The sequence below is a fragment of the Rhodococcus sp. YH3-3 genome, from assembly GCF_001653035.1.
GTDB classification, from domain to species: domain Bacteria; phylum Actinomycetota; class Actinomycetes; order Mycobacteriales; family Mycobacteriaceae; genus Rhodococcus_F; species Rhodococcus_F qingshengii.
In genome coordinates this window covers 287939-313993 of the sequence record NZ_BCWH01000001.1, presented here as the reverse complement: position 1 = coordinate 313993, position 26055 = coordinate 287939, and the positions used below count along the sequence as shown (strand labels likewise).

26 protein-coding genes are annotated in these 26055 nt (G+C 62.1%); 15 read left to right on the top strand and 11 right to left on the bottom strand.

What is annotated here, in order from left to right; all coding sequences use genetic code 11:
- Positions 1–2: 2 nt before the first annotated feature.
- Positions 3–1061: a Dyp-type peroxidase gene (locus tag YH3_RS01590; RefSeq protein ID WP_042447536.1), complete on the top strand. Its 1059-nt coding sequence runs from the start codon at positions 3–5 to the stop codon at positions 1059–1061.
- A complete protein-coding gene (locus YH3_RS01585) occupies positions 1058–1852 on the top strand; it encodes a family 1 encapsulin nanocompartment shell protein (protein ID WP_003942478.1) in 795 nt (264 codons plus the stop codon). The genes YH3_RS01590 and YH3_RS01585 overlap by 4 nt, the downstream gene beginning before the upstream one ends.
- Here the strand turns inward: YH3_RS01585 and YH3_RS01580 are convergent.
- The 3 genes from YH3_RS01580 to YH3_RS01570 are packed head-to-tail and all read right to left on the bottom strand — an operon-like array spanning position 1841 to position 3505.
- A complete protein-coding gene (locus YH3_RS01580) occupies positions 1841–2167 on the bottom strand; it encodes a hypothetical protein (protein ID WP_007729071.1) in 327 nt (108 codons plus the stop codon). The two genes, YH3_RS01585 and YH3_RS01580, sit on opposite strands and share 12 nt — an antisense overlap.
- Positions 2164–2988, bottom strand: coding sequence for a DUF692 domain-containing protein (locus YH3_RS01575; RefSeq protein WP_007729070.1), 825 nt, complete (start codon positions 2986–2988; stop codon positions 2164–2166). Before YH3_RS01575 ends, YH3_RS01580 begins: the two co-directional genes overlap by 4 nt.
- A 46-nt stretch (positions 2989–3034) precedes the next feature.
- Entirely contained in the window at positions 3035–3505 is a 471-nt protein-coding gene (locus tag YH3_RS01570; protein WP_020971454.1) for an Lrp/AsnC family transcriptional regulator, read from the bottom strand.
- Between the two features lie 154 nt (positions 3506–3659).
- Between YH3_RS01570 and pdhA the strand changes: the two genes are divergently transcribed.
- The 5 genes from pdhA to YH3_RS01545 are packed head-to-tail and all read left to right on the top strand — an operon-like array spanning position 3660 to position 9539.
- Positions 3660–4787 carry a pyruvate dehydrogenase (acetyl-transferring) E1 component subunit alpha gene (pdhA, locus tag YH3_RS01565; protein WP_007729066.1) on the top strand — a complete coding sequence of 376 codons (1128 nt, stop codon included), beginning with the start codon at positions 3660–3662 and terminating at the stop codon, positions 4785–4787.
- Between the two features lie 2 nt (positions 4788–4789).
- On the top strand, positions 4790–5794 hold the full coding sequence (locus YH3_RS01560; protein ID WP_007729064.1) for an alpha-ketoacid dehydrogenase subunit beta: 1005 nt from the start codon (positions 4790–4792) through the stop codon (positions 5792–5794).
- On the top strand, positions 5791–7014 hold the full coding sequence (locus YH3_RS01555) for a dihydrolipoamide acetyltransferase family protein (protein WP_064443448.1): 1224 nt from the start codon (positions 5791–5793) through the stop codon (positions 7012–7014). The genes YH3_RS01560 and YH3_RS01555 overlap by 4 nt, the downstream gene beginning before the upstream one ends.
- Entirely contained in the window at positions 7014–8408 is a 1395-nt protein-coding gene (gene lpdA / locus YH3_RS01550; RefSeq protein WP_230793349.1) for a dihydrolipoyl dehydrogenase, read from the top strand. Before YH3_RS01555 ends, lpdA begins: the two co-directional genes overlap by 1 nt.
- 24 nt (positions 8409–8432) lie before the next feature.
- The gene (locus YH3_RS01545; RefSeq protein ID WP_064442882.1) at positions 8433–9539 is read left to right on the top strand and encodes a Glu/Leu/Phe/Val dehydrogenase dimerization domain-containing protein; all 1107 of its coding nucleotides are present in this window, start codon (positions 8433–8435) and stop codon (positions 9537–9539) included.
- Here YH3_RS01545 and YH3_RS01540 read toward each other — a convergent pair.
- The 3 genes from YH3_RS01540 to YH3_RS01530 all read right to left on the bottom strand — a co-directional run bounded on the left by YH3_RS01540 (position 9468) and on the right by YH3_RS01530 (position 12088).
- Positions 9468–10376: a TIGR04222 domain-containing membrane protein gene (locus tag YH3_RS01540; protein ID WP_030537460.1), complete on the bottom strand. Its 909-nt coding sequence runs from the start codon at positions 10374–10376 to the stop codon at positions 9468–9470. The two genes, YH3_RS01545 and YH3_RS01540, sit on opposite strands and share 72 nt — an antisense overlap.
- Positions 10373–11272: a TIGR04222 domain-containing membrane protein gene (locus YH3_RS01535; protein WP_064442881.1), complete on the bottom strand. Its 900-nt coding sequence runs from the start codon at positions 11270–11272 to the stop codon at positions 10373–10375. Before YH3_RS01535 ends, YH3_RS01540 begins: the two co-directional genes overlap by 4 nt.
- Positions 11273–11410: 138 nt before the next feature.
- Positions 11411–12088 carry an SDR family oxidoreductase gene (locus YH3_RS01530; protein ID WP_064442880.1) on the bottom strand — a complete coding sequence of 226 codons (678 nt, stop codon included), beginning with the start codon at positions 12086–12088 and terminating at the stop codon, positions 11411–11413.
- 77 nt (positions 12089–12165) lie between these two features.
- On the opposite strand from YH3_RS01530, the gene YH3_RS01525 reads away from it, so the two are divergent.
- The 4 genes from YH3_RS01525 (at position 12166) to YH3_RS01510 (ending at position 16407) form a co-directional block, all read left to right on the top strand.
- Positions 12166–13092 (top strand): metal ABC transporter substrate-binding protein, encoded by a 927-nt coding sequence (locus tag YH3_RS01525; RefSeq protein ID WP_064442879.1) that lies wholly within the window; start codon positions 12166–12168, stop codon positions 13090–13092.
- Positions 13089–13820: a metal ABC transporter ATP-binding protein gene (locus YH3_RS01520; protein WP_064442878.1), complete on the top strand. Its 732-nt coding sequence runs from the start codon at positions 13089–13091 to the stop codon at positions 13818–13820. The genes YH3_RS01525 and YH3_RS01520 overlap by 4 nt, the downstream gene beginning before the upstream one ends.
- Before the next feature lie 3 nt (positions 13821–13823).
- A complete protein-coding gene (locus tag YH3_RS01515; protein WP_064113147.1) occupies positions 13824–14714 on the top strand; it encodes a metal ABC transporter permease in 891 nt (296 codons plus the stop codon).
- Positions 14715–14850: 136 nt separating this feature from the next.
- The gene (locus tag YH3_RS01510) at positions 14851–16407 is read left to right on the top strand and encodes a GGDEF domain-containing protein (protein ID WP_064442877.1); all 1557 of its coding nucleotides are present in this window, start codon (positions 14851–14853) and stop codon (positions 16405–16407) included.
- On the opposite strand, the gene YH3_RS01505 is transcribed toward YH3_RS01510, so the two are convergent.
- Positions 16396–17148, bottom strand: coding sequence for a cyclase family protein (locus YH3_RS01505; RefSeq protein WP_007729041.1), 753 nt, complete (start codon positions 17146–17148; stop codon positions 16396–16398). The two genes, YH3_RS01510 and YH3_RS01505, sit on opposite strands and share 12 nt — an antisense overlap.
- Positions 17149–17292: 144 nt before the next feature.
- The gene (locus YH3_RS01500; protein ID WP_202427235.1) at positions 17293–17703 is read right to left on the bottom strand and encodes a TIGR03668 family PPOX class F420-dependent oxidoreductase; all 411 of its coding nucleotides are present in this window, start codon (positions 17701–17703) and stop codon (positions 17293–17295) included.
- Positions 17704–17763: 60 nt separating this feature from the next.
- On the opposite strand from YH3_RS01500, the gene YH3_RS01495 reads away from it, so the two are divergent.
- A complete protein-coding gene (locus tag YH3_RS01495; protein WP_064442875.1) occupies positions 17764–18765 on the top strand; it encodes a PHP domain-containing protein in 1002 nt (333 codons plus the stop codon).
- A 107-nt stretch (positions 18766–18872) separates the two neighbouring features.
- A complete protein-coding gene (locus tag YH3_RS01490) occupies positions 18873–19721 on the top strand; it encodes a hypothetical protein (RefSeq protein ID WP_238592501.1) in 849 nt (282 codons plus the stop codon).
- 9 nt (positions 19722–19730) lie between these two features.
- Here the strand turns inward: YH3_RS01490 and YH3_RS01485 are convergent, their stop codons facing one another.
- From YH3_RS01485 to YH3_RS01475, 3 genes are all read right to left on the bottom strand, one after another.
- On the bottom strand, positions 19731–21092 hold the full coding sequence (locus YH3_RS01485; protein ID WP_064442873.1) for an HNH endonuclease signature motif containing protein: 1362 nt from the start codon (positions 21090–21092) through the stop codon (positions 19731–19733).
- Between the two features lie 119 nt (positions 21093–21211).
- Complete coding sequence (locus tag YH3_RS01480; RefSeq protein ID WP_064442872.1) at positions 21212–22123, bottom strand: cation transporter; 912 nt, start codon at positions 22121–22123, stop codon at positions 21212–21214.
- Positions 22124–22195: 72 nt separating this feature from the next.
- Entirely contained in the window at positions 22196–22894 is a 699-nt protein-coding gene (locus YH3_RS01475; RefSeq protein ID WP_007735269.1) for a haloacid dehalogenase type II, read from the bottom strand.
- A 110-nt stretch (positions 22895–23004) separates the two neighbouring features.
- Here YH3_RS01475 and YH3_RS01470 point away from each other — a divergent pair, with 110 nt between their 5' ends.
- Positions 23005–24342 (top strand): amylo-alpha-1,6-glucosidase, encoded by a 1338-nt coding sequence (locus YH3_RS01470; RefSeq protein WP_042449890.1) that lies wholly within the window; start codon positions 23005–23007, stop codon positions 24340–24342.
- 107 nt (positions 24343–24449) lie between these two features.
- Positions 24450–25145, top strand: a complete 696-nt coding sequence (locus YH3_RS01465) for a glycoside hydrolase family 25 protein (protein WP_371594797.1) — start codon at positions 24450–24452, stop codon at positions 25143–25145.
- The last annotated feature ends 910 nt before the right edge of the window (positions 25146–26055 follow it).

The window sequence follows — 26055 nt, the reverse complement described above, 5'->3', positions numbered from 1 at the left end:
GCATGGCGGAAACGAGTGAGATCGACGAGGCCGAAGTGGCCCTTCCCGCGATACCGCAGCCGTTGCTGACCCCGCTCACGGAAGCTGCGATCTTCCTGGTTTTCACCATCGATGAGGGTGGTGAGCAGGCAGTTCACGACGTTCTGGCGGATATTTCCGGGCTGCAACGCTCGATCGGATTCCGGGTTCCCGCCGGTGGCTTGGCTGCCGTCGTAGGCATCGGTTCGGATGCGTGGGATCGACTTTTCGACGGTCCACGGCCGGCGGAATTGCATCCGTTCGTCGAGTTGACCGGTGACAAACACCACGCCCCGCGCACGCCGGGCGATCTGTTGTTTCACATCCGTGCCCGTCAGATGGACCTGTGCTTCGAGTTCGCCACGGTCGTGACCAACAGGTTGGCCGGGGCCGCGTCGGTGATCGACGAGGTCCACGGTTTCAAGTATTTCGAGCAACGCGACCTCATGGGTTTTGTCGACGGTACCGAGAACCCGTCCGGGCAGGCCGCTTACGTCGCGGTCACCGTCGGTGACGAGGATCCGGATTTCGCAGGCAGCAGTTACGTCATCGTCCAGAAGTACCTCCACGACATGTCGGAGTGGAACTCCCTGCCCGTCGAGGAGCAGGAGAACGTCATCGGACGCTCCAAGCTCGAAGATCTCGAGATGGACGACGACACCAAGCCGGCCAACTCCCACACCGCACTCACCGTCATCGAAGACGAATCCGGTGAGCAGATCCAGATTCTGCGGGACAACATGCCGTTCGGCCACGTCGGCTCCGCTGAGATGGGTACCTATTTCATCGGTTACTCGGCGTCGCCGACGGTCACCGAGCAGATGCTCACCAACATGTTCATCGGGAATCCCGTCGGCAATTACGACCGCATTCTCGATTTCTCCACCGCCGTCACCGGAATCAATTTCTTCGTTCCGACGGCGGACTTTCTCGACGATCCCCCGGACTTGCCGACCAGGCTCGTTCCCGAAGCGACGTTCACAGCGCCCATCTCTGACGGTTCTCTCGGAATCGGCAGCCTCAAAAGGAGTGCCCAGCAATGACAAACCTGCACCGCGACCTAGCACCCATTTCGGCAGCAGCCTGGGCCGAGATCGAAGAAGAGGCGAGCCGTACCTTCAAGCGTCACGTCGCCGGTCGTCGTGTCGTGGATGTGGAGGGACCGTCGGGTGACGATCTCGCGGCCATCCCACTCGGGCATCAGGTGCCGATCAATCCCTTGGCCGACGGCGTCATCGCACATGCTCGTCAGTCCCAGCCGATCATCGAACTGCGGGTCCCGTTCACCGTCAGCCGTCAGGCCATCGACGACGTCGAACGCGGCGCCAAGGACTCCGACTGGCAGCCCGTCAAGGACGCGGCCAAGCAGATCGCGTTCGCCGAGGACCGCGCCATCTTCGAGGGATACCCCGCAGCCAGCATCACCGGCGTGCGGGCCAGCGGTTCCAACCCGGAACTGAAGCTCCCCATCGACGCCAAGGACTACCCGGAAGCCATCAGCCAGGCGATCACGTCGCTGCGCTTGGCCGGTGTCAACGGACCGTACTCACTGCTCCTGAATGCAGATGCGTTCACCGCGATCAACGAGACCTCCGATCACGGCTACCCCATCCGCGAGCACCTGCGACGCGTCCTCGACGGCGAGATCATCTGGGCCCCGGCCATCGACGGCGCTTTCCTGCTGTCGACGCGTGGCGGTGACTACGAACTGCATCTAGGCCAGGACCTGTCCATCGGCTATCTCTCGCACGATGCGAACTCCGTCGAGCTGTACTTCCAGGAATCGATGACGTTCCTCATGTACACCAGCGAAGCTGTTGTCTCACTTGCGTGAGACCTTTCGAAACCTCTGATACCAGGGTGGGCGAGGCAGTTCGCCGATGTCCTGGAGATGGGCGACAAAGGCCTGGGCATCCGCATGCGAAGACGACTTCGGCCGTCCGTCCGCCCACGCTGTGAACAACTGAAGATAACGATCGCCGAGAGTGTGGCGCACGACCGGAAGGTGGTGCGCCACTTCTCCTGCGCGCTTTCGGAGCAGCGCCGCCGAGACAACGGCGGCTTCGTCTTTGTCGAAGCCTTCGGGCAGTTCGCCACCCGCCACCAGTGCGCGAATCAGCGCCTCTTGACGCTCACCGAGCGTGCTCATGTGCGTGACCAATCGGTGCCCGCGGTGATGCGATCCAGACCAGCTGCGTCGGCGATGGCATCGAGCTCGTCGAGCAATTCCAGTGCCGGCGGATAGTTTCCGTCGCGCTCGAGCATGATGGCGGGATGGTGACCGGCGGCGGTGAACTGCGCAAGGAGTTCCAGCACGGCTTCGGGTACCGGATCGGTGTGCGTGTCGTGGTATTTGCCGTCGCTGATGCTGCCACCGGCGATGTGGCAGTATGCGATTCGCTCGAGTGGTAGCCGGCTCAGCTCGGCCCAGGGATCACGCCCTCGGTTGAGGGCATTGGCATAGACGTTCGCGATGTCGAGAACCAGCAGGGCTCCGGTGCGCTCGACGATCTCCGCGAGAAACTCCCCTTCGGTCAACTCGTCGTCCGGCCAGTCGAACAGGGCGGCAACGTTTTCGACGGCGAACGGCACCGGTAGACCGTCCTGAGTCCGGGTGATGTTGCGTACCAGGGCGTCGACGGCTTCGTAGGTGCGCGGAAGTGGGAGCAGGTGGCCGGCCTCGATGCCGCCTGCACGCACGAATGCGATGTGCTCGCTCGCCAAGGGAGCGCCCAGTAGCTGGGATGCACGCGCAAGGTGATCGATCCGTGCCTGATCTACCGCCTCGGCCCCGCCAAGTGAGAGCGAGATTCCGTGCGGGATCACCGGAACTCCGAGCGAGCCGAGGTGCGGCGGTATCTCGTTTCCGACGGATTCGGCAATGACTTCGCAGAATGCCAGGCCGTCGAGTTGCGCGATGATTCCGGAGACCTCGGGGCGCCAACCGATTCCCAGGCCGTGCAGGGTCATTCGAGTCACCTCCCGTGTGCAACTGCTAACGGCGACTATAGACGGATCAGCCGGGCAACCAGTTGGGTCCCGGACCGTTGCCTTCTTCGAAGATCAGCCACGTTTTGGTCGAGAGAACCCCGTCGAGTCCCTGGAGTTCTTCGAGAACGGTGTGGCGTAGTTCCTGGTTGTCCGGGGCACGGACCAGCACCAGAACGTCGAAGTCGCCGCCGAGGAGGGAGAAGTGCTCGACAAACGGCAGGGCCTTCAAGGACGCCGCCAGACCTCGCCACGAGTGCTGCCGGATCGAGAGTGCCACGTACGCCGAGGAGCCGAGTCCGGCCTTCTCATGGGCGATCCGCGTCGTGAATCCGGTGATGATTCCGGCGTCCTCGAGCCTTTCGATGCGGACGTAGGCGTGAGCGCGGGATATGTGCGCCTTTTCAGCCAGTGCACGCATGGAGATGCGACTGTCTGCGACCAGTTCGGCGATGATGCGGCGGTCGATCGCATCGAGAGCGTGCGGTTCGGTGGCCATCTGTCCATTCCTGGTTCGGTAGTCGAGTCGGTTGATGGACATATTGCTGCCCGAATCCTCATGATAGGCCATTTGTCTTGAATCCTCGACGCTTGCTGCCATTACGTCGCCGAAGTGCGAATACTGATGGACACAACGTCTTCTGGAGGTAGAAGTGACACTTGTCGAGCCCTTGGGGGAACTGCGGTATCAGAAGTTCCTGCCGGCCGATTCTGCGGTGCAGTACCTCGACCCTGCCGGAGAACTGACGCGCAGCGAGGCCCGCTACGCAAAACCGAGCGACGATCGCCTGATCGCGATGTATCGAAAGATGTTCCTGGGCAGGCGTTTCGACCAGCAGGCTACGGCGCTGACCAAACAGGGGCGCCTGGCCGTGTATCCGTCCTCGCGAGGGCAGGAGGCATGTCAGATCGCGGCAGCGATGAGTCTGGAGCCGAGTGACTGGCTCTTCCCCACCTACCGGGATTCGATGGCGTTGGCCGCCCGGGGTGTCGATCCGGTGCAGATTCTGAGCATGCTCGCCGGCGACTGGCACTGCGGATACGACCCGGTCGCACTGCGCAGTGCGCCGCAGTGCACCCCGCTGGCAACGCAATTGCTGCATGCAGCCGGAGTGGCATACGGGGAGTCTCGACGGGGCTTGAACACCGTCGCCTTGGCGCTCTGTGGTGACGGCGCCACCAGTGAGGGCGATTTCCACGAGGCGCTGAACTTCGCCGCCGTCTTCAAAGCGCCGGTGATCTTTCTGGTGCAGAACAACGGATTTGCGATCAGCGTGCCACTGTCGCGCCAAAGCGCAGCACCGACGTTGGCGCACAAGGGCGTCGGCTACGGGATCGGCAGCGAGCAGGTAGACGGCAACGATCCCGTCGCGATGATGGCCGTCATGGACGAGGCAGCGCGCTTCGTTCGCAGCGGAAACGGACCGGTGATCGTCGAGGCACACACTTATCGCATCGACGCACATACCAATGCCGACGACGCCACCCGCTACCGCGACAGCGCCGAGGTGGAAGCCTGGCTCGGGCGAGATCCGTTGCCGCGTCTCGAAAAGTATCTGCGCGCACACGATCTGATCGACGACGCGTTCGTCGAATCACTGACCGCAGAGGCCGAGGCAGAGGCCGCCACACTACGCGCCGGCATGAATGTCGACCGCCCGCACGATCCGCTCGATCTGTTCCGGTACGTCTTCGCCGAGCAGACACCGCAATTGCGAGAGCAACAAGCCCAACTCGAAACCGAACTTGCCGCCGAAGCCGCTGACACAGGGGGACACTGACCATGCCCATGCTCACGATGGCTCAGGCCCTCAACACCGCGCTACGCGACTCTCTGGCTGCGGACGACAACGTTGTCGTCTTCGGTGAGGACGTCGGCACCCTGGGCGGCGTTTTCCGCGTCACCGACGGCCTCACCCGCGACTTCGGCGACGACCGATGCTTCGACACTCCCCTCGCCGAGTCCGGCATCATCGGATTCGCAATCGGCATGGCCATGGCCGGTTTTCGTCCGGTCGTGGAAATGCAGTTCGACGCGTTTGCCTATCCGGCGTTCGAGCAGATCGCCTCCCATGTGGCGAAGATCCGCAACCGCACCAAGGGCGCGCTGTCGATTCCGATAGTCATTCGTGTTCCTTTTGCCGGCGGTATCGGCGGGGTGGAGCATCACTGTGATTCCAGTGAGGGCTACTACGCGCACACACCCGGACTGAAGGTTGTAGCGCCGTCCACGGTGGAAGATGCGTACTCGCTGCTACGTTCGGCAATCGAGGACCCCGACCCCGTGATCTTCCTCGAGCCCAAGAAGCTGTACTTCGCGCGAGCAGATGTCGAACTGACCGCACGTGAGCCGATCGGTCGCGCCGTCGTCCGTCGCCCCGGTCGTGACGCGACGCTCATCGCCTACGGTCCGTCCGTGGATGTTGCACTGAGGTCCGCCGAGGCCGCTGCAGCCGAGGGCCGGGACATCGAGGTGATCGACATCCGCTCGATAGTGCCGTTCGACGACGAGACGGTCACCGCATCGGTGCGAAAGACCGGACGCTGCATCGTCATCCAGGAAGCGCAGGGTTTTGCCGGTGTGGGTGCAGAAATTGCTGCCCGCGTGCAGGAACGGTGTTTCCACCATCTCCATGCCCCGGTGCTCCGGGTCAGCGGCTTCGACATCCCCTACCCCGCTCCCAAGCTCGAGCGTAACCACCTGCCCAGCGTCGACCGTGTCCTGGACGCCGTCGACCGTCTGCAGTGGAACGACACTCCCGACACCCGTTGGGCGGTGACGGCATGAGCAATCAGGTTTTCATGCTCCCCGATCTGGGTGAAGGTCTGGCGGAGGCCGACATCGCGGAGTGGCACGTCAAGGTCGGCGACGTGGTCACCATCGATCAGATCGTCGTCGAGGTGGAAACTGCGAAAGCTGCTGTGGATGTGCCCATCCCGTTCGCCGGGACCGTGATCGAACTACACGGCAAGGGCGGAGACACCCTGAAGGTGGGCACTCCGTTGATCACTGTGAGTGGTGGCGAGAGTGTCGACGCGGTCGTTTCGGCCAACCACGAGCGCTACCGCGAAGAGGAACGCGCCGGTTCGGGCAACGTCCTGATCGGCTACGGCACCAGCGAGGATGCTCCTCTGCGCCGCCGCAGAGCTGCTCCGTCGGTACGTGTGATCTCGCCGATTGTTCGTAAACTGGCCTCTGACAACAGTATCGACCTAGCCACGATTTCCGGATCGGGCGCTGGCGGAGTCATCACGCGCGCCGACGTCGAGGCCGGGGAAAACTTCGGCCCGGAAACGGAAACGTCACACGCGACCGACCAACGCATCCCGATCAAGGGACTACGCAAGGTGGTGGCCGACAAGCTGTCCACCAGCCGCCGTGAGATCCCGGACGCAACAACCTGGGTTGACGTCGACGCCACCGAACTGTTGGCGGCGCGAGCCGAGATCAACAAGTCACTGCCCGATTCCGACAAGATCAGCCTGATGGCGCTCCTGGCTCGGCTGACCATCGCGGCGTTGGCGCAGTACCCCGAACTGAACTCGTCGGTCGATACTGCTCGAGGCGAGATCGTCCGACACGCCCGCACCCACCTGGGGATCGCCGCGCAGACACCGAAGGGATTGATGGTACCGGTCATTCGAAATGCGGACGCCCTGAGCACCGTCGAACTCGCACAAGCACTTCGGGTGACCACCGACCTTGCGCGCGACGGCAAACTCGAACCCGCCCGCCTGACCGGCGGCACGTTCACGCTCAACAACTACGGGGTATTCGGGGTCGACGGATCGACTCCGATCATCAATCACCCCGAGGCGGCAATTCTGGGGATCGGACGCATCATCGACAAGCCGTGGGTCGTGAACGGCGAGTTGACCGTTCGTAAGGTCACTCAGATCTCGTTGAGCTTCGACCACCGCGTCTGTGACGGAGGCGAAGCTGGCGGATTCCTCAGGCTGTTCGGTGACTACATCGAGAACCCGATCCGCGTCCTGGGAAGGCTCTGATGACCAAGGCTCCGATGACAACTGCAGAACCCCACAGCGACGTCGTGATTCTCGGTGGAGGATCGGGCGGCTATGCCTGCGCCATCCGCGCCGCCCAACTCGGATTGTCGGTCACGCTGATCGAAGCGGACAAGGTCGGCGGAACGTGCCTGCACCGCGGATGCATCCCGACCAAGGCACTGCTGCATTCCGCCGAGGTGGCCGATTCGGCACGCACCAGTGAGCAATTCGGTGTCCGGGCATCTTTTGCCGGCATCGACGTCGCGCAGGTGCACGACTACAAGAACGGGACAGTCGAGCGGCTGTACAGCGGTCTGCAAGGCTTGTTGGCGCAACACAAGATCACCATCGTCAACGGATACGGGACGTATGTCGGTGGGCGAAGCATCGACGTCGACGGAACCCGCTACACCGGAACATCACTCGTTCTGGCCACCGGCTCGTATCCGCGGGAACTCCCCGGCATCGAACTCGGCCGACGGATCGTCACCAGCGACCAGGCACTCGAACTCGACCGGGTGCCCACCAGCGCAACGGTACTCGGTGGCGGTGTCATCGGCGTCGAGTTCGCAAGCCTCTGGCGCTCGTTCGGCGCCGAAGTAACGATCGTCGAGGCACTCCCCCGACTGATCGCCGCCGAGGATCCGTGGTCGTCGAAGCAGCTGGAGCGGGCATACCGGAAACGTGGAATCGTCTGTAAGACAGACACAAAGGTCGATTCCGCGAAAGAAGCAGCCGATTCCGTCCGCATCGAACTAAGCGACGGAACGAAACTCGACACCGACCTACTGTTGGTCGCCGTCGGCCGCGGACCTCGCACGGACGGTGACGGTTTCGAAGAAAACGGAATCAGCCTCGACAAGGGATTTGTCGTCACCGACGAACGCCTCCGTACGTCCGTGGACGGTGTGTACGCGGTCGGCGACATCGTGCCCGGTCTTGCGTTGGCGCACCGAGGTTTCCAACAAGGAATCTTTGTGGCCGAACAGATTGCCGGCAAGGATCCGATACCGGTCGCCGAACACCTGATTCCTCGCGTGACGTACTCACATCCCGAAGTTGCATCGATCGGACTCGACGAAGAGGCGGCGCGCACGCAGTACGCCGACGTCTCCACCGTCATCTACGACCTGGCAGGTAACGGCAAGAGTCAGATCCTGCGAACTACCGGCGGAATCAAAGTGATTCGAAGCGGAACGAAAGGCCCTGTTGTCGGAGTTCACCTGGTGGGAGACCGCGTCGGCGAACTGATCGGTGAGGCGCAGTTGGCCGTTGCCTGGGAAGCACTTCCCGATGAAGTGGGGCGTTTCATCCACGCGCACCCCAGTCAGAACGAAGCGTTGGGCGAGGCCATGCTCGCACTCGCGGGAACACCACTGCACGCCCACAACTGACCCGGAGACAGAAAAGGAGATTCAATGAGTATCGACGACGAACTGCGCTGGGACGGTGAACTGACCGTCACACGCCATGATCGGGAGACCGGCACGACTTTCGTGATTCGAATCGACTCCACCCGTCTGGGACCGGCGTCGGGTGGCACGCGGGCCGCTCACTATCCCTCCATCGGTCACGCATTGGCGGACGCCGGGAAGCTGTCCGGTGCAATGACTTTGAAGATGGCGGTCTCCGATCTGCCGATGGGTGGCGGGAAGTCGGTAATAGCGCTACCTGCACCGCGCAATCAGATCGACGCCGCAACCTGGACCCGTATCCTCGACATCCACGCCGAGAACATCGACAAGCTCGAAGGAAACTACTGGACTGGTCCTGACGTCAACACCAACTCTTCCGACATGGATCAGCTCAGCCGCACCACCAAATACGTCTTCGGGCGTTCGGTCGGCAACGGTGGCGCCGGTTCCAGCGCGCACGCCACCGCTCTGGGTGTGTTCGAAGCGATGAAGGCCACGGCGCGTCGCCGAGGACTCGGAACACTCGACGGCCGAACGGTACTGGTACAGGGGCTCGGCGCCGTCGGCGGCGACGTCGTCCGTCTCGCAGCGCAGGCTGGCGCACGTCTGCTGGTTGCCGATACGGACCCGCAGCGCCTCGAGGCGGCTTCTCTCGCGGGGCACACGGTCGTTCCTGCCGGCGAGGTCCTCCGAACACCGTGTGACCTCTTTGCCCCCTGCGCGATGGGAGGCATCATCGATTTCGCTGCGGCTGCGTCGATTCCGACTCTGGCCGTGGCGGGCGCAGCAAACAACATCTTGACCGATGCCGCTGCCGGTGAGGTTCTGCGAGACCGCGGGGTTCTCTGTGCCCCTGATTTCGTCGCGAACGCAGGCGGAGCCTTTCACCTCGTGGGGCGAGAAGTCCTGGGGTGGAACGAAGACTACGTCGTCGAACGAACCCGCGGGATCGGTCGAACCTTGGACGAGGTGTACTCGTTGAGCGAGGAACGTTGCATCACTACCGAGGCCGCAGCGCTTATGCTCGCCCGGGCGCGGCTATCCCCCGCATCCACCGCCGCCGCCGCCACATCCGCCGCCCCCGCTGCAGCTGCTGCCTCCCCCGCCTGAACCGCCACCGTCCGAACCCCCGCTACTTCCGCTGCCGTCGGCACCGATTCCGGCGGCGGAGGCCAAGGCGGGATTGATCATCAGCATCGCCGAACCGGCGAAGAGAGCAGCGGACATTCCCGCCAAACGCGGTCCGTAGGCGGAGAAGGCAGGCTTGTTGCGCGGGGACAGGTAGGCGTGTGCCGTGGTCAGTTCCGAACGTGCCGCCTTGCCAGAGGTGGTTCGATCGAAGTTGAGCCCGAGCAGCGGGATGCTGAACCCGGTGACGAGTACGGCGAGAATCAGAAACTCGACGGGCTTGTCGTTGTGCAGTCCGAAAGCAATGCGGACGATACCCACGGCCACCAGGATCTTCAGCGGAACTGTGGAGAGAAAGATTGAACGCCTGGCGCTGTCGGAGGTCAGGTATCCCCGGTCCGCCAAAGAGTTTCGTAGGCGAGCTGTTTCCACCGTCATACGCTCGGCGAGTTGGCGCCGACGATGGGGTAGAGCCTGCTGGGCCAGGCGCTGGTACACGGTGAGGGTGTACCAGTCCAGGGTCTCGTCGCCAGGGCCCAACGGGCGCAGGACAGCGCCGTCGGTGGTGATCAGGTCAGCGCTACGCAGGATTGCCAATGATGCTGCGATGGCGCGTGACTCGCCGGTGAGCATTCCGACTTCCGGAGGCGTCAGTTGCTCGGCGGAATACCCGTGCTCGGTTGAGTACCCGTGCCGGCGTGCCCGGATCATCAGACGCCACCCCAGAGTGAGAACCATGAGCGTGGCCGAAACGGCTATGTAGCCGTAGAGGAAATCCTCGCTGGGGATCCCCCAGGTGTCGGCTGCATGCGTGCTCATCCCCCACCCCCCCCGCCGCCGCAACTGCTCCCACTGCCGCCACCGCCGTCCGAGCCGGATGAGGAGCCACAACTGTAGTAGCTCGAACTTCCGCCACCCGGGCTGTACGCGGCGCCCGCAGCTACCGCTCCCGCCAGCGCCGGATCGATCAGAACCAGAGCGCCCGCACCGAAGAGCGCCGCCGACAGCCCGGCGAGCGAGGGACCGTAGCTCGTGTACGCGGGCCGCAGTTTCGGTGAGAGGTACGAGTTTTCGTGCTTGAGGCGTCGAAGCTCGCTGTCTCCCAAAGCTGTCCGACGACGCTTGATGCGAAGAAGTGGAATCATCAGAGCGAGAACGATGATGGTGAGGAGCAGGAACCCGACCGGCTTACCGCCGGCGATTCCGGCGACGAGACGGACTACGCCGAGAGCAATGACCGCCACGATCGGAACGGTCCGAAGGGCAGCGGTCAGACCGTCCTGCTGGCGTTGCAAATATCCCTCGTCGATCAACGTCGTACGTAGTTGTGCGAGTGCGACGTTCAGCCGTCCCATCAGACGCACCTGCCGCAGCGGGACCTTTCCGTTGCCGAGCCGCTTGTGCACCGTACGGGTGAACCAATCGAGACGATTCTTGTCCTCCGCAGTGAGTGCCAGCTTGGTCTTGCCTTCGGTGCTGATCAGCTCGGCGCTGCGCAGAATAGCCATCGACGCCAGCACCGCTTGGTAGTCACTGGTCAAGGCACCGATCTCGGGAGGAGTGAGCGGCCGACGGACAGCGTCGACGACCACCGGTGACCGGCGCGCAGTCATTCGGCTGTACAGCGAGAGTCCGATCGCGACGGCAGCCGCCACCAGGTACCACTGAAGGAAAGTCTGGCTGGGGATCCCCCATGTATCCGTATGATCATGCATCGCACACCACCTCTCGATGAACTCCTGAGACAAGTCCAGTCTCTTTGTCCGACAACTGATGTCAGTATCGGGCCAGTGCCCGGAAAAGCGATATCCGGATGGCCATCGTCACCATTCCGTTACCGCCGAACTGGGGATTTACCGGCCGGTAGGTCGAAGCACGATCTCCGTGGGGTGTGCGTCGGACGGTGTTTCGACGGCAGTGAGTACGGCACGCGCCACAGTGGAGGCTTTCAGGAAGCGCTCAGGGTCGTACTCGTCGCCCTCACCCGCGACGATGTCGCGCTGCATGTCGGTGTCGATCCGTCCGGGGTGAATGGAGGTGACCCGAAGTGCCGGCTCTTCCAGGCGCAACGCATCTCCGAAAGCGCGCAGGGCGAACTTGCTGGCCGCATACGAGCCCCAACCGGCGTTGGCGCGCAGTCCGGCACCCGAATTGATCAGCACGACGTGACCTCCAGCCGCACGAAGCGCGGGCAGGAGAACCCGCGTGAGTTCGGCGACGGCGATGACGTTTGCCTCGAGGGTGCGTCGCCACTGATCGACCGAGGATTCCTCGATGGTTCCGATGTCGGCCACGCCGGCGTTGTGTACCAGCACGTCGAGCGTCGTGATGGACGAGGCGGCGGCGGCGGCGGCGTCGTAGTCCGTGAGGTCGAGGGGTAGAGGCGTCGATCCGGGCAGTTCGGCGCAGATCGGCTCGAGGGCCTGCGCGGATCGTGCACCGAGCAGCAGGTCGTGTGTCGGCGCCAGTTCGCGTGCGATGGCAGCTCCGAGGCCGCGACTGGAACCGGTGATCAAGGCAGTAGGACGCATGGCCCGAGCCTATCGAGTGGAGATTGTTCGGCGAGACGAACTTGTGTATTTGTTTACCCACATATTAGAGTTCGACCATGACGACACGCGACGCGAAGAACTTCCGCCGCCTGGGAATTGCCGCCCTCGCCGCCCTGCTTCTGTCCAGCTGTTCTGCGGTGAGTTCTGGCTCCGACGACGACCGCCCGGTGGTGCTCACCACGTTCACCGTGCTATCGGACATCGCCCAGAACGTTGCCGGCGATCATCTTCGCGTCGAGTCGATCACCAAGGCGGGGGCCGAAATTCACGGCTACGAGCCGACGCCCGGAGACATTCGGCGGGCGAGCGAAGCCGATCTGATCCTCGACAACGGCATGAACCTCGAGGCGTGGTTCGCGAAATTCGTCAACGGACTGGACGTGCCACACGTCGTGGTCAGCGACGGCGTCGAAGGCATTCCGATCGCCGGCGACGCGTATGCGGGCAAGCCCAATCCGCATGCATGGATGTCTCCGTTGAATACGCAGATCTACGTCGACAACATGGTGACTGCTTTCAGCGACCTCAACCCGGACAACGCCTCGGCATTTGCGGAGAACGGCGCGAAGTACAAGGCGGAACTGCAAGCAGTGCAGGACGGCCTGGTCAGCGGCCTGGCGGCATTGCCCGCAGGTCAGCGCGCACTTGTCAGTTGCGAGGGTGCGTTCTCCTATCTGGCCAGGGACGCGGGACTCAGCGAGGCGTATATCTGGCCGGTCAATGCCGAGCAGCAGGCGACGCCGCAGCAGATCATCGCCGCGATCGACTTCGTCCGAGCCAATTCCGTTCCCGCCGTCTTCTGTGAGTCGACGGTCTCGGATGCCCCCATGCAGCAGGTTGTCGGGGCGACCGGCGCGAAGTTCGGCGGAACGCTGTACGTCGATTCGCTGTCCGAAGCCGACGGTCCCGTGCCCACCTATCTGGACATGATTCGCCACGACACCGACGTCATCCTCGGCGGTCTGACCGGCGGTAAATCATGAACGAAGCCATTCGCGCCGAAAACGTCAGCGTTCACTACGGCGAGGTCCACGCACTGGACCACGTCGATCTGACGTTGAACTCGGGTAGCGTCTGCGGACTGATCGGCATGAACGGTTCAGGAAAGTCGACTCTGTTCAAAGTGATCATGGGGATGATCAAGCCGGACAACGGTTCTGTCAGAATCGCCGGTCTCGACGCAGCCACTGCGCGCAAGAGCGGCCGCGTCGGATACGTGCCGCAGAGTGAAGACGTCGACTGGACCTTCCCGATCAGCGTCCGTGACGTCGTGATGATGGGCAGGTACGGTCACCTCGGATTCTTGCGACGTCCGCGGCGTGCAGATCGCGAGGCGGTGGCAGAGGCCCTCGAGCGGGTGGAACTCACCGAATTTGCGGATCGTCAGATCGGTCAGCTCTCGGGTGGTCAGAAGAAGCGCGCGTTCGTCGCACGCGGCATCGCGCAGGACGCGTCGATACTGTTGCTGGACGAGCCGTTTGCGGGCGTCGACAAGCGTTCCGAGGCAACGATTTCTACGCTGCTACGAGAGTTGGCTTCCGACGGCCGGTCGATCTTGGTCTCGACCCACGATCTCCACGCTGTGCCGAAACTCTGCGACGAGGCGGTACTGCTCATGCGCAAGGTCCTGGTGCATTCCGACCCGGACACCGTGCTGCAACCGGAAAACCTCGCCCTGGCTTTCGGTCTCGACGTGATGGACAGGACCTGATCGATGAACCTCGTAGAACTGCTACTTGATCCTCTCCAGTACGGATTCATGGTGCGAGCGTTGGCCGTTGCGGTTGTGGCAGCGGTTGTCTGCGCGGTGCTCAGTTGTTGGTTGGTGCTCATCGGGTGGTCGTTGATGGGCGACGCCGTCTCGCACGCCGTGCTGCCGGGTGTTGTCCTCGCTTACGTCGTCGGCGCACCATTTGCCATCGGGGCCTTGATCTTCGGGTTGATCGCCGTAGCCCTGATCGGACTGATCCGTAACACCAGCCGCGTCAAGGAAGACGCCGCGATCGGTATCGTCTTCACGACTCTCTTTGCGTTCGGTTTGGTTCTCATCTCGGTGACCCCCAGCCAGACCGATCTCAACCACATCATTTTCGGCAACCTGCTGGGGGTGAGCTCGTCCGATCTTCTGCAGGTCGCGATACTTGGCGCGTTGGCGTTGAGCATTCTGTTGATCAAGCGTCGTGATCTGACGTTGTTCGCCTTCGACCCGATCCATGCGAACGCGATAGGTCTTTCGCCCAAGCGCCTGGGTGCGCTGCTACTCGGCGTCCTCGCACTCACGTCTGTTGTGGCGTTGCAAGCCGTCGGCGTCGTGCTGGTGGTGGCGATGCTGATCATCCCCGGCGCGACGGCCTACCTCCTCACCGACAAGTTTTCACGGATGCTGGTGATAGCTCCCGTCGTTTCCGCAGTCTGCGCGATTACCGGTATCTACGTCAGCTACTACCTCGACACGGCTTCCGGTGGCATGGTCGTCATGACGCAGGGCATCGTGTTCGCTCTGGTGTACCTGTTCAGCCCGTCGCAAGGGGTGATCGCGAAATGGACTTCGCAGCGGCGTAGGACCCGAGCGGAGTACAGCGCCGCGGCGTACGAGCCTTCCTGATCGTTCGTCCAGTTAACAATCCGCTACCAAATCGGGTAGGTTCGTACGGGCATTCGTCACCACGAACATTCCGGCCGCAACGATGCCGGCTGCAAGACGATCGGTGGTGACGCCTTGAACACCGATGGGTTCTTCGATGACGCAGTTCCGAGCGCGACGCACGTGGCTGGTTCTCGGCGTCGTTGTCGCGGTCATCGCTCTCGCCGGATCCGGGCTGCTCAGCCCACGAACTTCGGTTCTGGTGGACGATATCGCCCAGCTCGTCGGCGGAGCCACCGCAACTGCGGTCTGTTGGTGGACATCGCGGCGCTATCACGGCGTCGAGCGTCGTTGGCGAACTCTGATGGCTCTGGGTATGGCCGGCTGGACTCTCGGGATGTTCTTCTGGGCGTTCTACCGCTCGGTTCTCCACGTTCCACTTCCGTCGCCGTCGATCGCGGATATCGGTTTCTTCATGTTCCCGGTGTTCGCCGTGCCGGCGCTTCTGTCGTTGGTGCGTCAGTCGCCCCGGCGTGAGGCGATCGGTCCGATCCATCTCTGGCTCGTGCTGACGCTCGACGGTCTTGTCGTTGTCGGTGGATTGTTCATCCTCACGTGGACGACGGCCCTGGGCGCCGTCGTTCATACCGGTCCGACGGGATCTCTCGGGTTTCTTGTCGCGGTGATGTATCCGATCACCGACTTCGTTCTGATCGCCATGGTCTTGCTGATGGTCATCGGACCGAAGGCCGTTGCCGAGATCCGCGAACCGCTGACGTTCCTCGGGTGCGGGTTGGTGATGCTCTCCCTTTCGGACAGTCTTTACGCGTACTTGGTGGCGATCGGCGCCGAGAGTATGCCGACCATCGCCGATGCCGGGTTCATCGCGGGGCCGCCGTTGATCGCCTTGGCGGCGCTGACGAAGCGAACCGAGCCTCGGAACCGCAACGCGCCGCAGCAGTGGCGAAGCGATCGGACTCAGTTGCTGCTGCCGTATCTGTTGATCGCGGTGATCGCGACGATCGTGACTGTTCAGGCGCTGATCGTCGGCAACCTCGATGCCGTGGTCGTGATACTCGGCGTCGGCGTGTTGGTTCTCGCGCTGGTGCGCCAAATACTCACGCTCCTCGAGAACGACGCGCTCCTCCAACAGATCTCCGCTGCCCAGGACGAGCTGAGGTACCGAGCACATCACGACCCACTCACCGAGCTTGCAAACCGGGCCGCGTTCGACGAACACTTTGCGAGCGCCATCGAAAACTATCGCCAGACGAACTCCGATTGGGTGCTGATGCTTGTCGATCTGGACGACTTCAAACAGATCAACGATCGATACGGGCACCCGGCCGGCGACCGGTTACTGGTTGCTCTCACAGCACGTCTGCGCGAAGCGGTTCCCGAGGGTGCGTTTGTCGCTCGATTCGGTGGCGACGAGTTCACAGTGCTCCTGCAGGGCACGATCGACGACGCCGTCGTCGTGGCTCGCCGGATCGTCGACGCGCTCAGGTCCGATCAGACTGCAGACACATCGGTGTCGGTGGGTGCGAGCGTTGGTGTCGCGCATTTCGAGTCCGCGCAGTTCGAGTTCGGGGACGAACCGCTCAGCGCGCACACTCTTCTCCGCCGAGCCGATGCAGCGATGTACGAGGCGAAGAGAAGTGGGAAGGGCGCTGTCGTTGTCTACGGCGACCGCCGCAAATGGTTATCGCCGTAGTAGTGCGAAAATCGTTGCCGGTGAACCCGATCCGGCTTTGTTGATCGCACCACCGACAAGGATGCTAGCCCCGGTGGTTGGCAGGGCGGCAAGATTGTTCAAGTTCTCCAGGCTGATTCGATGCTTGTCGTACAGGATTGTCGAGACGGGGTAGGTTTCGTCGTTTCCGAGGTCGGGACCGAACGTGTCGGTTCCCAAGGCTCCGCGGGTGCCCAAACGGCCGGTGTCTATCAGCCACCGCGCCGCGTCCACCGAGAAGCCGGGCTGGTGGGTGACGCCCTCGGCATCGGAGTTGGCATATTCTTCGCTACCCCAGCGCGATTCCCACCCGGTCCAGAGAACTACGGCCGCTCCATCGGGGATCTTGCCGTTGCGCGTTTCCCATTCCTGCAGGTCCGCGACCGTGAGCGCATAGTCCGAATCGGCGGCAGCCTTGTCCCGGATGTCGATCTTCACTGCGGGGAGGAAGAGGTCCGCCGGATCGAGTTGGTCGGCTGTGAGGCCGCCTTCCTGGAAGTGTGCGGGTGCGCCCCAATGCGTGCCCGTGTGCTCACCTTCCTTGACGTACTGGAGGTAGTAGCCGTCGTCTGCGATGGTGGCCGCTGTGTCGAGAGTGAACTCGGGGTCGCCTGGAAAAACCGGTGTCGTCGCCGGGTCGTTCACGTGTGAGAGCGAAACAACCGACAACTGTTCGTTCAACGGGCTTGTTGCGTCTTGACTGCTTCCGGAACTGCTACCCATGTCGATCACCTGAGGTCCCGCTACCAGCGCCAGACCTGTGGCTGCGCGCTGAAGTAACTGCCGTCGTTTCATCGATCCCCCGCCAATTTGTCCGAATTGAGAGTGTTGCAATCACTTTCGCTCCTTGAACACTAGGACAGAACCTTAGGCTGCTGCGGACCATGACGACCACTCCACATCGCGGACAGCTATGACCTGTCCGTGCGGTCGGTGATCTACGTACTGCGGATACTTTGCGGCCAAAGCATCGATCGCGCTCTCGGACTCCTTGGTGCCGGGGTCGAGAACCTCCGCATGTCCGTCGACGCGGACCCACCAGAGCGCGGACCAGTCGTCGTCGTAATGATCGACGAGCAGGCTTGCGCGCCCCGTCTCGGTGATGTTCCGGAGCCTGCGAAGAGCGGTCGTGGTTTTCGGTTTGTGGTCGACACAGGAATAGACGGTGGCGCCGACCAAGACGAATACCAGCGGCACGATGTGCGGAACGCCGGCCGCATCTGCCGTTGCCAGGTGAGCCACCCGCGCGGCTTCAAATCGTGCTCTCGGGTCGTCCATATTCACAGCGTAAGGGGATCAAGGGTTGCCGCGAGCCGCTGCTGACGGAACAGTGGTCTCATGGAACCGGATGAAGCGCTTCGGGAGATCGCCTACTGGCTCGAACGATCACGCGCTGAAACGCACCGCGTCAAGGCCTATCGCCGAGCTGCGGAGGTCTTTTCAGGATTGTCCGACGAGCAGAAGGAGTCTCGCCGGAAAGCCGACAGTTGGAAGGCGCTCACCGGCATCGGGCCGAAGACTGCCACGATTATCGCTCAGTCGTACGACGGCATCCCCGAGTATCTCGAGGAACTGCGGGGGCAGGCTGAGCCCATCGGCGACAGCCCATTGCGACAAGCCCTCCGCGGCGACCTCCACACCCACTCCGACTGGTCCGATGGTGGAAGCCCCATCGAAGAGATGATGCGACGCGGAGCAGCACTCGGCCATGACTACTGTGCCCTCACCGACCATTCGCCTCGCCTCACAGTTGCCAACGGGCTGTCCGCGGAGCGCCTACGGTCTCAACTCGACGTGATAGCCGGGTTGAATGCCGAACTGGCTCCCTTCCGCATCCTCACGGGAATCGAGGTGGACATCCTCGAGGACGGTTCACTCGACCAGGATCCCGATCTGCTCGACGAACTCGACATCGTGGTGGCGAGCGTCCACTCCAAGCTGCGGTCCGAGCGTGAGGCGATGACCCGCAGAATGCTTGCTGCAGTGCGAAACCCGCGTGTCGATATTCTCGGACACTGCACCGGGCGTCTTGTCGAGGGTGCTCGCGGAACCCGGCCCGAGTCGCAGTTCGACGCGGAGAAAGTGTTCGAGGCCTGCCGCGAATCAGGCACAGCCGTTGAGATCAATTCCCGACCGGAGCGTCGTGACCCGCCTTCGCGTTTGATCGAGTTGGCCCGCGATCTCGATTGTCTTTTCTCCATCGACACTGACGCCCATGCCCCCGGTCAGTTGGCTTGGCAGGGCTACGGCTGTGACCGGGCCGAAAAGTGCGGCGTCGAAGCGGATCGGGTGATCAATACGTGGACCGCCGAAGATCTTCTGGAGTGGGCGGGCAATTGACGGTCTCGGCACGCGCGCTGCTGTTGGTGGCGTCGCTTTGCCTGGCCACCGCTTGTTCGGCTCCCTTCTGGCGAGATTCGGTGTACTTCACACCTCCTGAGGCTCGGGTGTTCGAGACTGCCGACTGTCTCGGAATTGAAGTCGCATGGGGCCTGTTCGGTGTCGATCTGTATTCGCGTCCGAAACACGAAATAGGGTATCCTCCATCTGATTTCGATCCAGTGGCAGTATTTCGTTGCGAAGTCGGCGAAGACGCCTCCGGAGCGCTAACCGTCGACATGGTTCGACTCGAAGGTGACGTAGCCGCCGTCAAGGATGCATATCGTGTCGACTCCAAACGCTTTCCCGACAATGTCGTTGCGAGTTGTGTCACAAGCGAACTGATTCCCGTCAAACTGTGGATGGTCAATAGTGCCGGACAAGTGATGTTTCCGGCCTGGCCGTCGAGTCCGTGCGGCTTTCAAGTCGGGCCTCTCGATTCGCTTCGATCTCTGCATGAAGTCGAACGTGTCCGAACTTCGTTGAGTCTTTCTCCGACGATGGCGAATTGCGATCGCTCGTCTGCCCTTCAATTCGACCGGACAGATGCCAGAGAAGTCGACAAGGCGCGCGAGCAGTTCGAGAGAGGCGAAGTCTATGACCCGCTCGACAATGAGCTGGCTACGCCTGTCGCTGATGCTGCACGACTATCCGTGTGCCGGCATGAATCTCAGACAGACGTGGACGTTATTCGCCTGTCCGAAGCGGAGAGTCGAGACGTGGTTGCCGCCATAGCCGATGCTCCTATAGCTCCGCCTTGTGATCAGATCGCGACAGCGACAGCATCATCAACCCTCCTACGGGTTGACGGTTCGGGTGGTACTCCTGTGAGCGTGGAGTTGGATGGATGTCGCCGCGCCGCCCTTTCCGGCTATCGAAGCACGCCGGAATGGGTCACCGAGGCGTTTGCTCGGTGACCTCCGGGTTCAGAGTCGTGTGGTGGAGCGGCGGGGTTTCCGGTCGGGGTCGATGCCCGGTGGTGGGATGAACCAGGGCAGGTGATCGGTGCCCATTCGGATTTCCCATTGTCCGGTGAATCCGGGTTTTCGGTGCATCAGGGTGTGGTGGGTTCGGCAGAGTAGGACCAGGTTGTCCATGACGGTTGGTCCTCCTTTGGCCCAGTGTTTGATGTGGTGGGCGTCGGTCCAGGCGGGGACGCAGTCGCAGCCGGGGAAGGCGCAGCCTTTGTCGCGGGCGATCAGGGCGGTGCGTTGTGCTGCGGTGACAAGCCTTTTGAGTGGGGTGACGTCGAGTGGGGCACCGTTTCCGTCGAGGAGGACGCTGGAGAGCATGCAGTCACAGGCGATCATGCGGGTGCGGCCGACGCTCAGTGGTCCCATCCAGGGCATGTGGCCGACATCGAGATCTTGTTTGTCGAGATCGTGAAAGTCGAGATCGAGCATGCCGGGATCGTCGTCCTCGGAGGGGACAGGTGTTGAGCGATCAATCGTTGTGGTGCATTCACGGTGGTAGGCCAGGTCTTTGGCGTTGATGTGCACGTTCAGGTGTGGGCGTTGGCCGCCGTCGATGCCGGTGGCAGCGTTGTCGAGGTAGCGTCGGATGAGTTCTGCCATGGCGTCTGCGTTGCGTGTGGCGGCGGGTCGTTTGTCGGGTGTGCCGTCTTCGGCGGGGGTGGGCATGGAGAGGTTGGAGAGGGCGGAGAGAAGCATTTCGCCGGTCACTCCGTCGAAATCGCCTCGGACGGCGACTCTTCCGTTGAGGGTGGGGGAGATGCGCAGTTCGTTGCGGTCGGTGTCTTCGCTTGGTGGTGGGTCGTCGGATTCGAACATGTGCTCGAGGACGCTGATGGCGGAGCGCAGTTTGACGGTGGTTGCTTCGGTTCCGGATGCTGCGGCGAGGAGTGTGTCGCGGCAGTACGGTAGTGCGGCGTCGGGCATTGCCTTGGGTGGGGATTCGCAGAACGCCACGATCAGTGCTGCGTGCTCGAAAGTGAGGTCACCGGCATCGAATTGGTCTTCGATCTCGGGAAATGAGCGTAGCGCTTTGCCCAGGGCTGCGATTCTTCTGCCGGTGGAGATCTGCAGCATGGTGTGGTTCGCGAGCCATTGTCCGGTGCCGCGGTAGCAGAGTACTTGTTCGTCCGGGTTCAACGTCAGGGTGTCGACAGCGGCCACTCGAATGGCTTCCAGGCGAAGAATTTCCGCTGACGCGGTGATGGCGATCTCGCGGACGTCGCTGGGGTGAAGCCGCCACAATCGTCCGCGCACACCCACGGCGGAGTTGTTGACCACGTCGGTGACGGCATCTTCGGTGATGTTGATCGTCATGAGAACCCCCCGTTCCACCTCCCATCATACTCGAACATACTTTCGAGTCAAGGGCTTTTTCGAGAAGGTGAGGTGGGCCCGGCCGTCGTGATTCTGTTGTTCGAGAGCAGATTCCGTCGCTAGAGCATCAGCGCCGGATCTGTAGTCAGTTCGATGTTCAGCCACGGTTCGTAGGGGAGATCGGCGAGGCTGGTGGCGAACGAGCGTCGTACTGCGTCTTCACCGTCGATGTCCCAGCTGTGTGGCGCGACCATGAACGTCGCTTCGACATACAGCTTGCGACCCACCTTGCTCATGGTGAGAGTCGGTTCGTCCAAACCGAATTCGTCGCGGACGACGGCGATGGCATCGTGCACGCGGGCCTGAACGTTTTCGCCGGGAGCACCTTCGAGGAGTTCGATCAGTGCGGTTCGCAGAAGTGCGTACGGTTGCGGGACCAGCATCGCGCAGCCGAGGAGGACCAAGACGGAGTCGACATATCGGTCGGCGTCGGAAAAATCGGTGCGGCCCAGGATCATTGCGACGACAGCACCGACCGCGACCAGCGCGCTGAAGGCAGCCGACGCTCCCCATTGCCTGGCTTCGGCGACGAGCAGATCAGATGTGCGGTCGACTTGTCCGACGTAGCGCCAGATGATGATCGACACCACTGCGCTGACAGCGCCGTATGCCACCAGAGACCCCGCGGTGACGTCGGCTCCGCCCGCGAGGATGACACGAACTGCCTCGACTGCGGCGTAGGCGAGCGTCGCCAGTAGTGCCATGCCCTGGACAGCGATGACGACCGGGATCAATGCCTCCTTTCCGAACGGGAAGCGTGCGGTGGGGCCCGAGTCGGCTATCCGCGAGACCCGCAGTGAGATCGCCGTCAACACCATTCCGATGAGGGCGTACACACCGTCGAGCAGGATCACCTGGGACTGCGAGATCCAGCCCCAGAATGCGGCGAGCACAGCCAACGCCGTTGCGACCACGAGCGAGCACCGCAGGGCCTTGCGTTCGCGGGTAGCGCTGTCTTCCTTGGTGCCCATGAATTCCAAACCGCCTGTCCGTTTCGATATTCCTTCACGTAGGAATACCAGCAACGACGCGCAGGCACGGGATCAGTGGACCAATTGCGCTGCCAGATCGAGAAAGTCCTCGGCGTTGATGTCGAACTCGTCGGAGAAGGACACATCGGGATTGCCCCTGGCTCCGAATTCGAGTGGTCGAGCTATGAAGGCTGTGCGGAATCCGAGAGCTTTGGCCGCCCGGATGTCGTATTTGTGACTGGCAACCATCATGATCTCGGCCGGGTCGTACCCGAGATATCGAGCAGCCAGGTGGTAGATCTTCGGATCTGGTTTGAAGACGCCGGCCATTTCGGCAGTGAAGACGGCATGCCATGGCAGATTTCCGTGCCGGGAGATGCTGACTGCGGCATTCACGTCGGCGTTGGACAAGGCAGCGATTGTGTACTGCTGGCGCAGGGTTGTCAGGCCGGCGACAGTGTCGGGCCACGGGTCCAGGAATTTCCAGGCGGTGGTGAGTTCTTCCTGTTCGGCATCGGAAAGTTCGATGCTCTCGCGGGCCAACAGCTTGCGCAGAGCCTCGCGGTACACCGAATGTACTGTCACCCATTCGCCTGTGGAATCGTCGGCCTCGGAGGTGTTCGCGAAGTACTCAGCGCGCCAGAGATTGACGAATCTTGGCCAGTCCACGTCGGCGTCGGTGATTCGACGGGCCTCTCGGCACAGTGTGCTGTGAAAATCGGTCGCTGTGCCCTGGACGTCGAACAGCAGTGCTTTGATCTTCTCGCGCACTAGGCCTCCACTCCGAGATCACCTGACGGACTTCCTTCATTATTGCGGCTGCGGCGCCGGATTCGTGCTCGGTGAGCGCAAAGGCTCGACGCGTCGCAAAATAGACATCTATGGCCGACCGCGGATTCACCCCGACTCAGCTCGCCGCCCGAGCTGCCTACTTGCTGCGCGGAAACGACCTGGGCACGATGACCAGCGCTGCCCCGAAGCTGTATCCCCACATGTGGAGCTGGGACGCCGCGTTCGTGGCGGTAGGTCTGGCGCCGCTCAGCGTCGAACGGGCGGTAGTAGAGCTCGATACCTTGCTCTCGGCTCAGTGGAAGAACGGAATGATTCCGCACATCGTGTTCGCGAACGGTGTCGACGGCTACTTCCCCGGCCCGACGCGGTGGGATGTCAATGCGTTGGCAGCGCATGCTCCTTTGGGTACCGCTACATCGGGAATCACCCAACCCCCCGTTCACGCGATCGCGGTGCAGCGGATTCTCGATCATTCGCGTCGGCACGGACGTACGACGCGTGCGGTCGCGGAAGAGTTCCTCGACCGGCGCTGGAGCGATCTGGTTCGGTGGCACCGGTGGTTGGCGGAGGCCCGCGATCTCGACGGCAACGGCCGTATCGCGCTCTATCACGGGTGGGAATCTGGGATGGACAACTCTCCGCGTTGGGATCTGGCGTACGCGAATGTTGTTGCGGGACAAGTGCCTGCGTATCAGCGTGCTGATCTCGCTGTGGTGACGGACCTGTCTCAGCGGCCCACGGATAACGAATATGACCGCTACCTTTGGCTTCTCGAAGAGATGAAGGCCGTGCGGTACGAGGATTCTCAACTCGCCACTGCCATGAGTTTTGCCGTCGAGGACGTGTTTGTCAGTGCGGTTTTCTCGATGGCATGCGACGTCTTGGCAACTATCGGTGAGGAGCATTCGCGGCCGAACTCCGACGTCCGTGATCTGCGCGGTTGGGCAGATCGATTCCGGCAGGGCGTGATTGCCACCACCGATGAACGATCAGGTGCAGCAAAGGATTTCGATCTTCGCACCGGGCGATGGGTTCATACCGAGACCATCGCGATGTTTGCGCCGTTGCTGTGCGGCGGCCTGAGCCGCGATGCCGAGCGCGCTCTGTTGCGCACTTTCGAGGGGCCCAAATTCTGTGGTCACCCGGACATGCGGTTTGCTGTCCCACCGTCGACGTCTCCGGTTTCCGGCGATTTCCGCCCGCGGGAGTATTGGCGTGGCCCGGTGTGGCCGGTGATCACGTGGTTGTTCTCGTGGGCGTTCGCGCGTCGGGGGTGGGCCGAGAGATCGCACGTCTTGCGTTCGGAGGGGTTGCGGCAGGCCAGCGATGGCAGTTTTGCCGAATACTACGAGCCTTTCACCGGTGAGCCGCTGGGCAGTATGCAACAGTCGTGGACCGCTGCGGCTGTTCTCGATTGGCTCGGTTGAGTGAACATTCCCTGAATTAGGGGACAAAACGGACTAGTCGACCTTAGTCTCGGGAAATGGTCGAGCGACGGATCGTCAGGACACTGGGCAAGCTCACCCCGATCGCGATGGCAGCTGCCATCGCGATCACGGCACCTGGCCTCGCCGCTGCCGACGCTCCCCGCGGCCCGGACGTCTCTTCGTGGCAGCACGTGGACGGAACCGGAATCGACTGGTTCCAGATCAAGGCGTCAGGGCACGAGTTCGCGATGGTCAAGGCCACCGAGTCGCTCAACTACGTCAATCCGTACTTCATCCAGGATTGCCTGGTCATGCGTGCTGCCGGCGTCTCGCGCGGGGCCTACCACTACGCAGACGTTCGCCAGTCCCCCGAAGCCCAGGCCGCCTTCTATTCGGCGATCGTCCTGGGTATCAACGGACCTGGTGACCTCCCGCCCGTTCTGGATCTCGAGGACGCGAAGGGACTGCCCGCCGGGCAGGTCATCGACTGGACTCATCGCTACTTGAATACAGTCCAGGCACTTACCGGGCGGCAGCCCATCATTTACACGTATCCCAACTTCTGGCGTACTCAGATGGCCAACACCACCGAGTTCAACCACTACCCGCTGTGGATCGCCGATTACAACGGGCAGAACGCACCGGGGCCGCTACCCGGCGGTTGGTCCAACTGGACTTTCTGGCAGTACACCAGCACCGGACGCATCCCCGGAATCACCGGAAACACTGATATCAACGTCTACAGCGGAGCCCAGGGCGATTTCGATCGCTACGCCAACAGTGTGGGGTTCGGCAGCAGCTAGTTTGCGGCGGGGCCCTTGGCTCCGTGGTGCCCGGTTCGGGCCCTTTCGCCCTCGATGCATTTGCCTCGAGGCACGCGGAAGGGCCCTTTTTGGCACTCTTGTGACGCTTGGCTGGTTAGTCCGGTTGTTGCTCGTCAGTTACGAGAATTCTGCCGGGCGGTAGCCACGGTCGCTGAACTTTCGACTAGCTGAGCAGGATCAGAAAATAGCTATGGCAGAAAATGAGCAGAACTGCTCTGCCTGAAAAGCTACAAAACGGACTTGAAGTTGGGTTTGAATCGAAGGCGGCCGCCCGGTTTCGGGCGAAGTTGGTGCCTCGCAATCCAATTATCGGAGCCTCGGGATGCTTCGTTACCGGCAGCCGTCGCTGAGTGTGGTCTGGATCAATTCGATCAATTTCGACGTGCTCGCACGGGTGATCGGACTCCATTCAGGACGGGGTTTCCGACCGTCGTTCGAGGGTCTGTGGCGCATCCAACAGGCCTTATCCATATTGGGCATTTGTCCAGATTCCGTACCTTCCTTGAGGTTGGTCGTCACCCGATCTGGTCAGCGGAAACATTGAATGTCATCGCGTTCGCCGCGGTGCCGCACTCCGAGGGCTGAATTGTCCGCTCGGACAACACTGCTCCTCGAAGCTTGTCCGATCTACGAACAAAAACGTCGATCGGTCTGCTTTGTCCGACTTTCGATGGGCAAGCTCCCGGTTATCTGTTATCTTGTTCCTGATAACTGGAAGGTTGCTCTCGATTTGCGCGGATTTCGAGGGCCAAGGTCCTGTTCAGGGCGGCTCTTCCAACACGCAGGTGTTTCCGAAGAGGAGCTCGAATGACAGGACCGGCAACAGCGTCCGGTGTGAGGTCGATCAGCCGAAAACAGGCGCATCGACCCGAACCAACCGATCAACCGG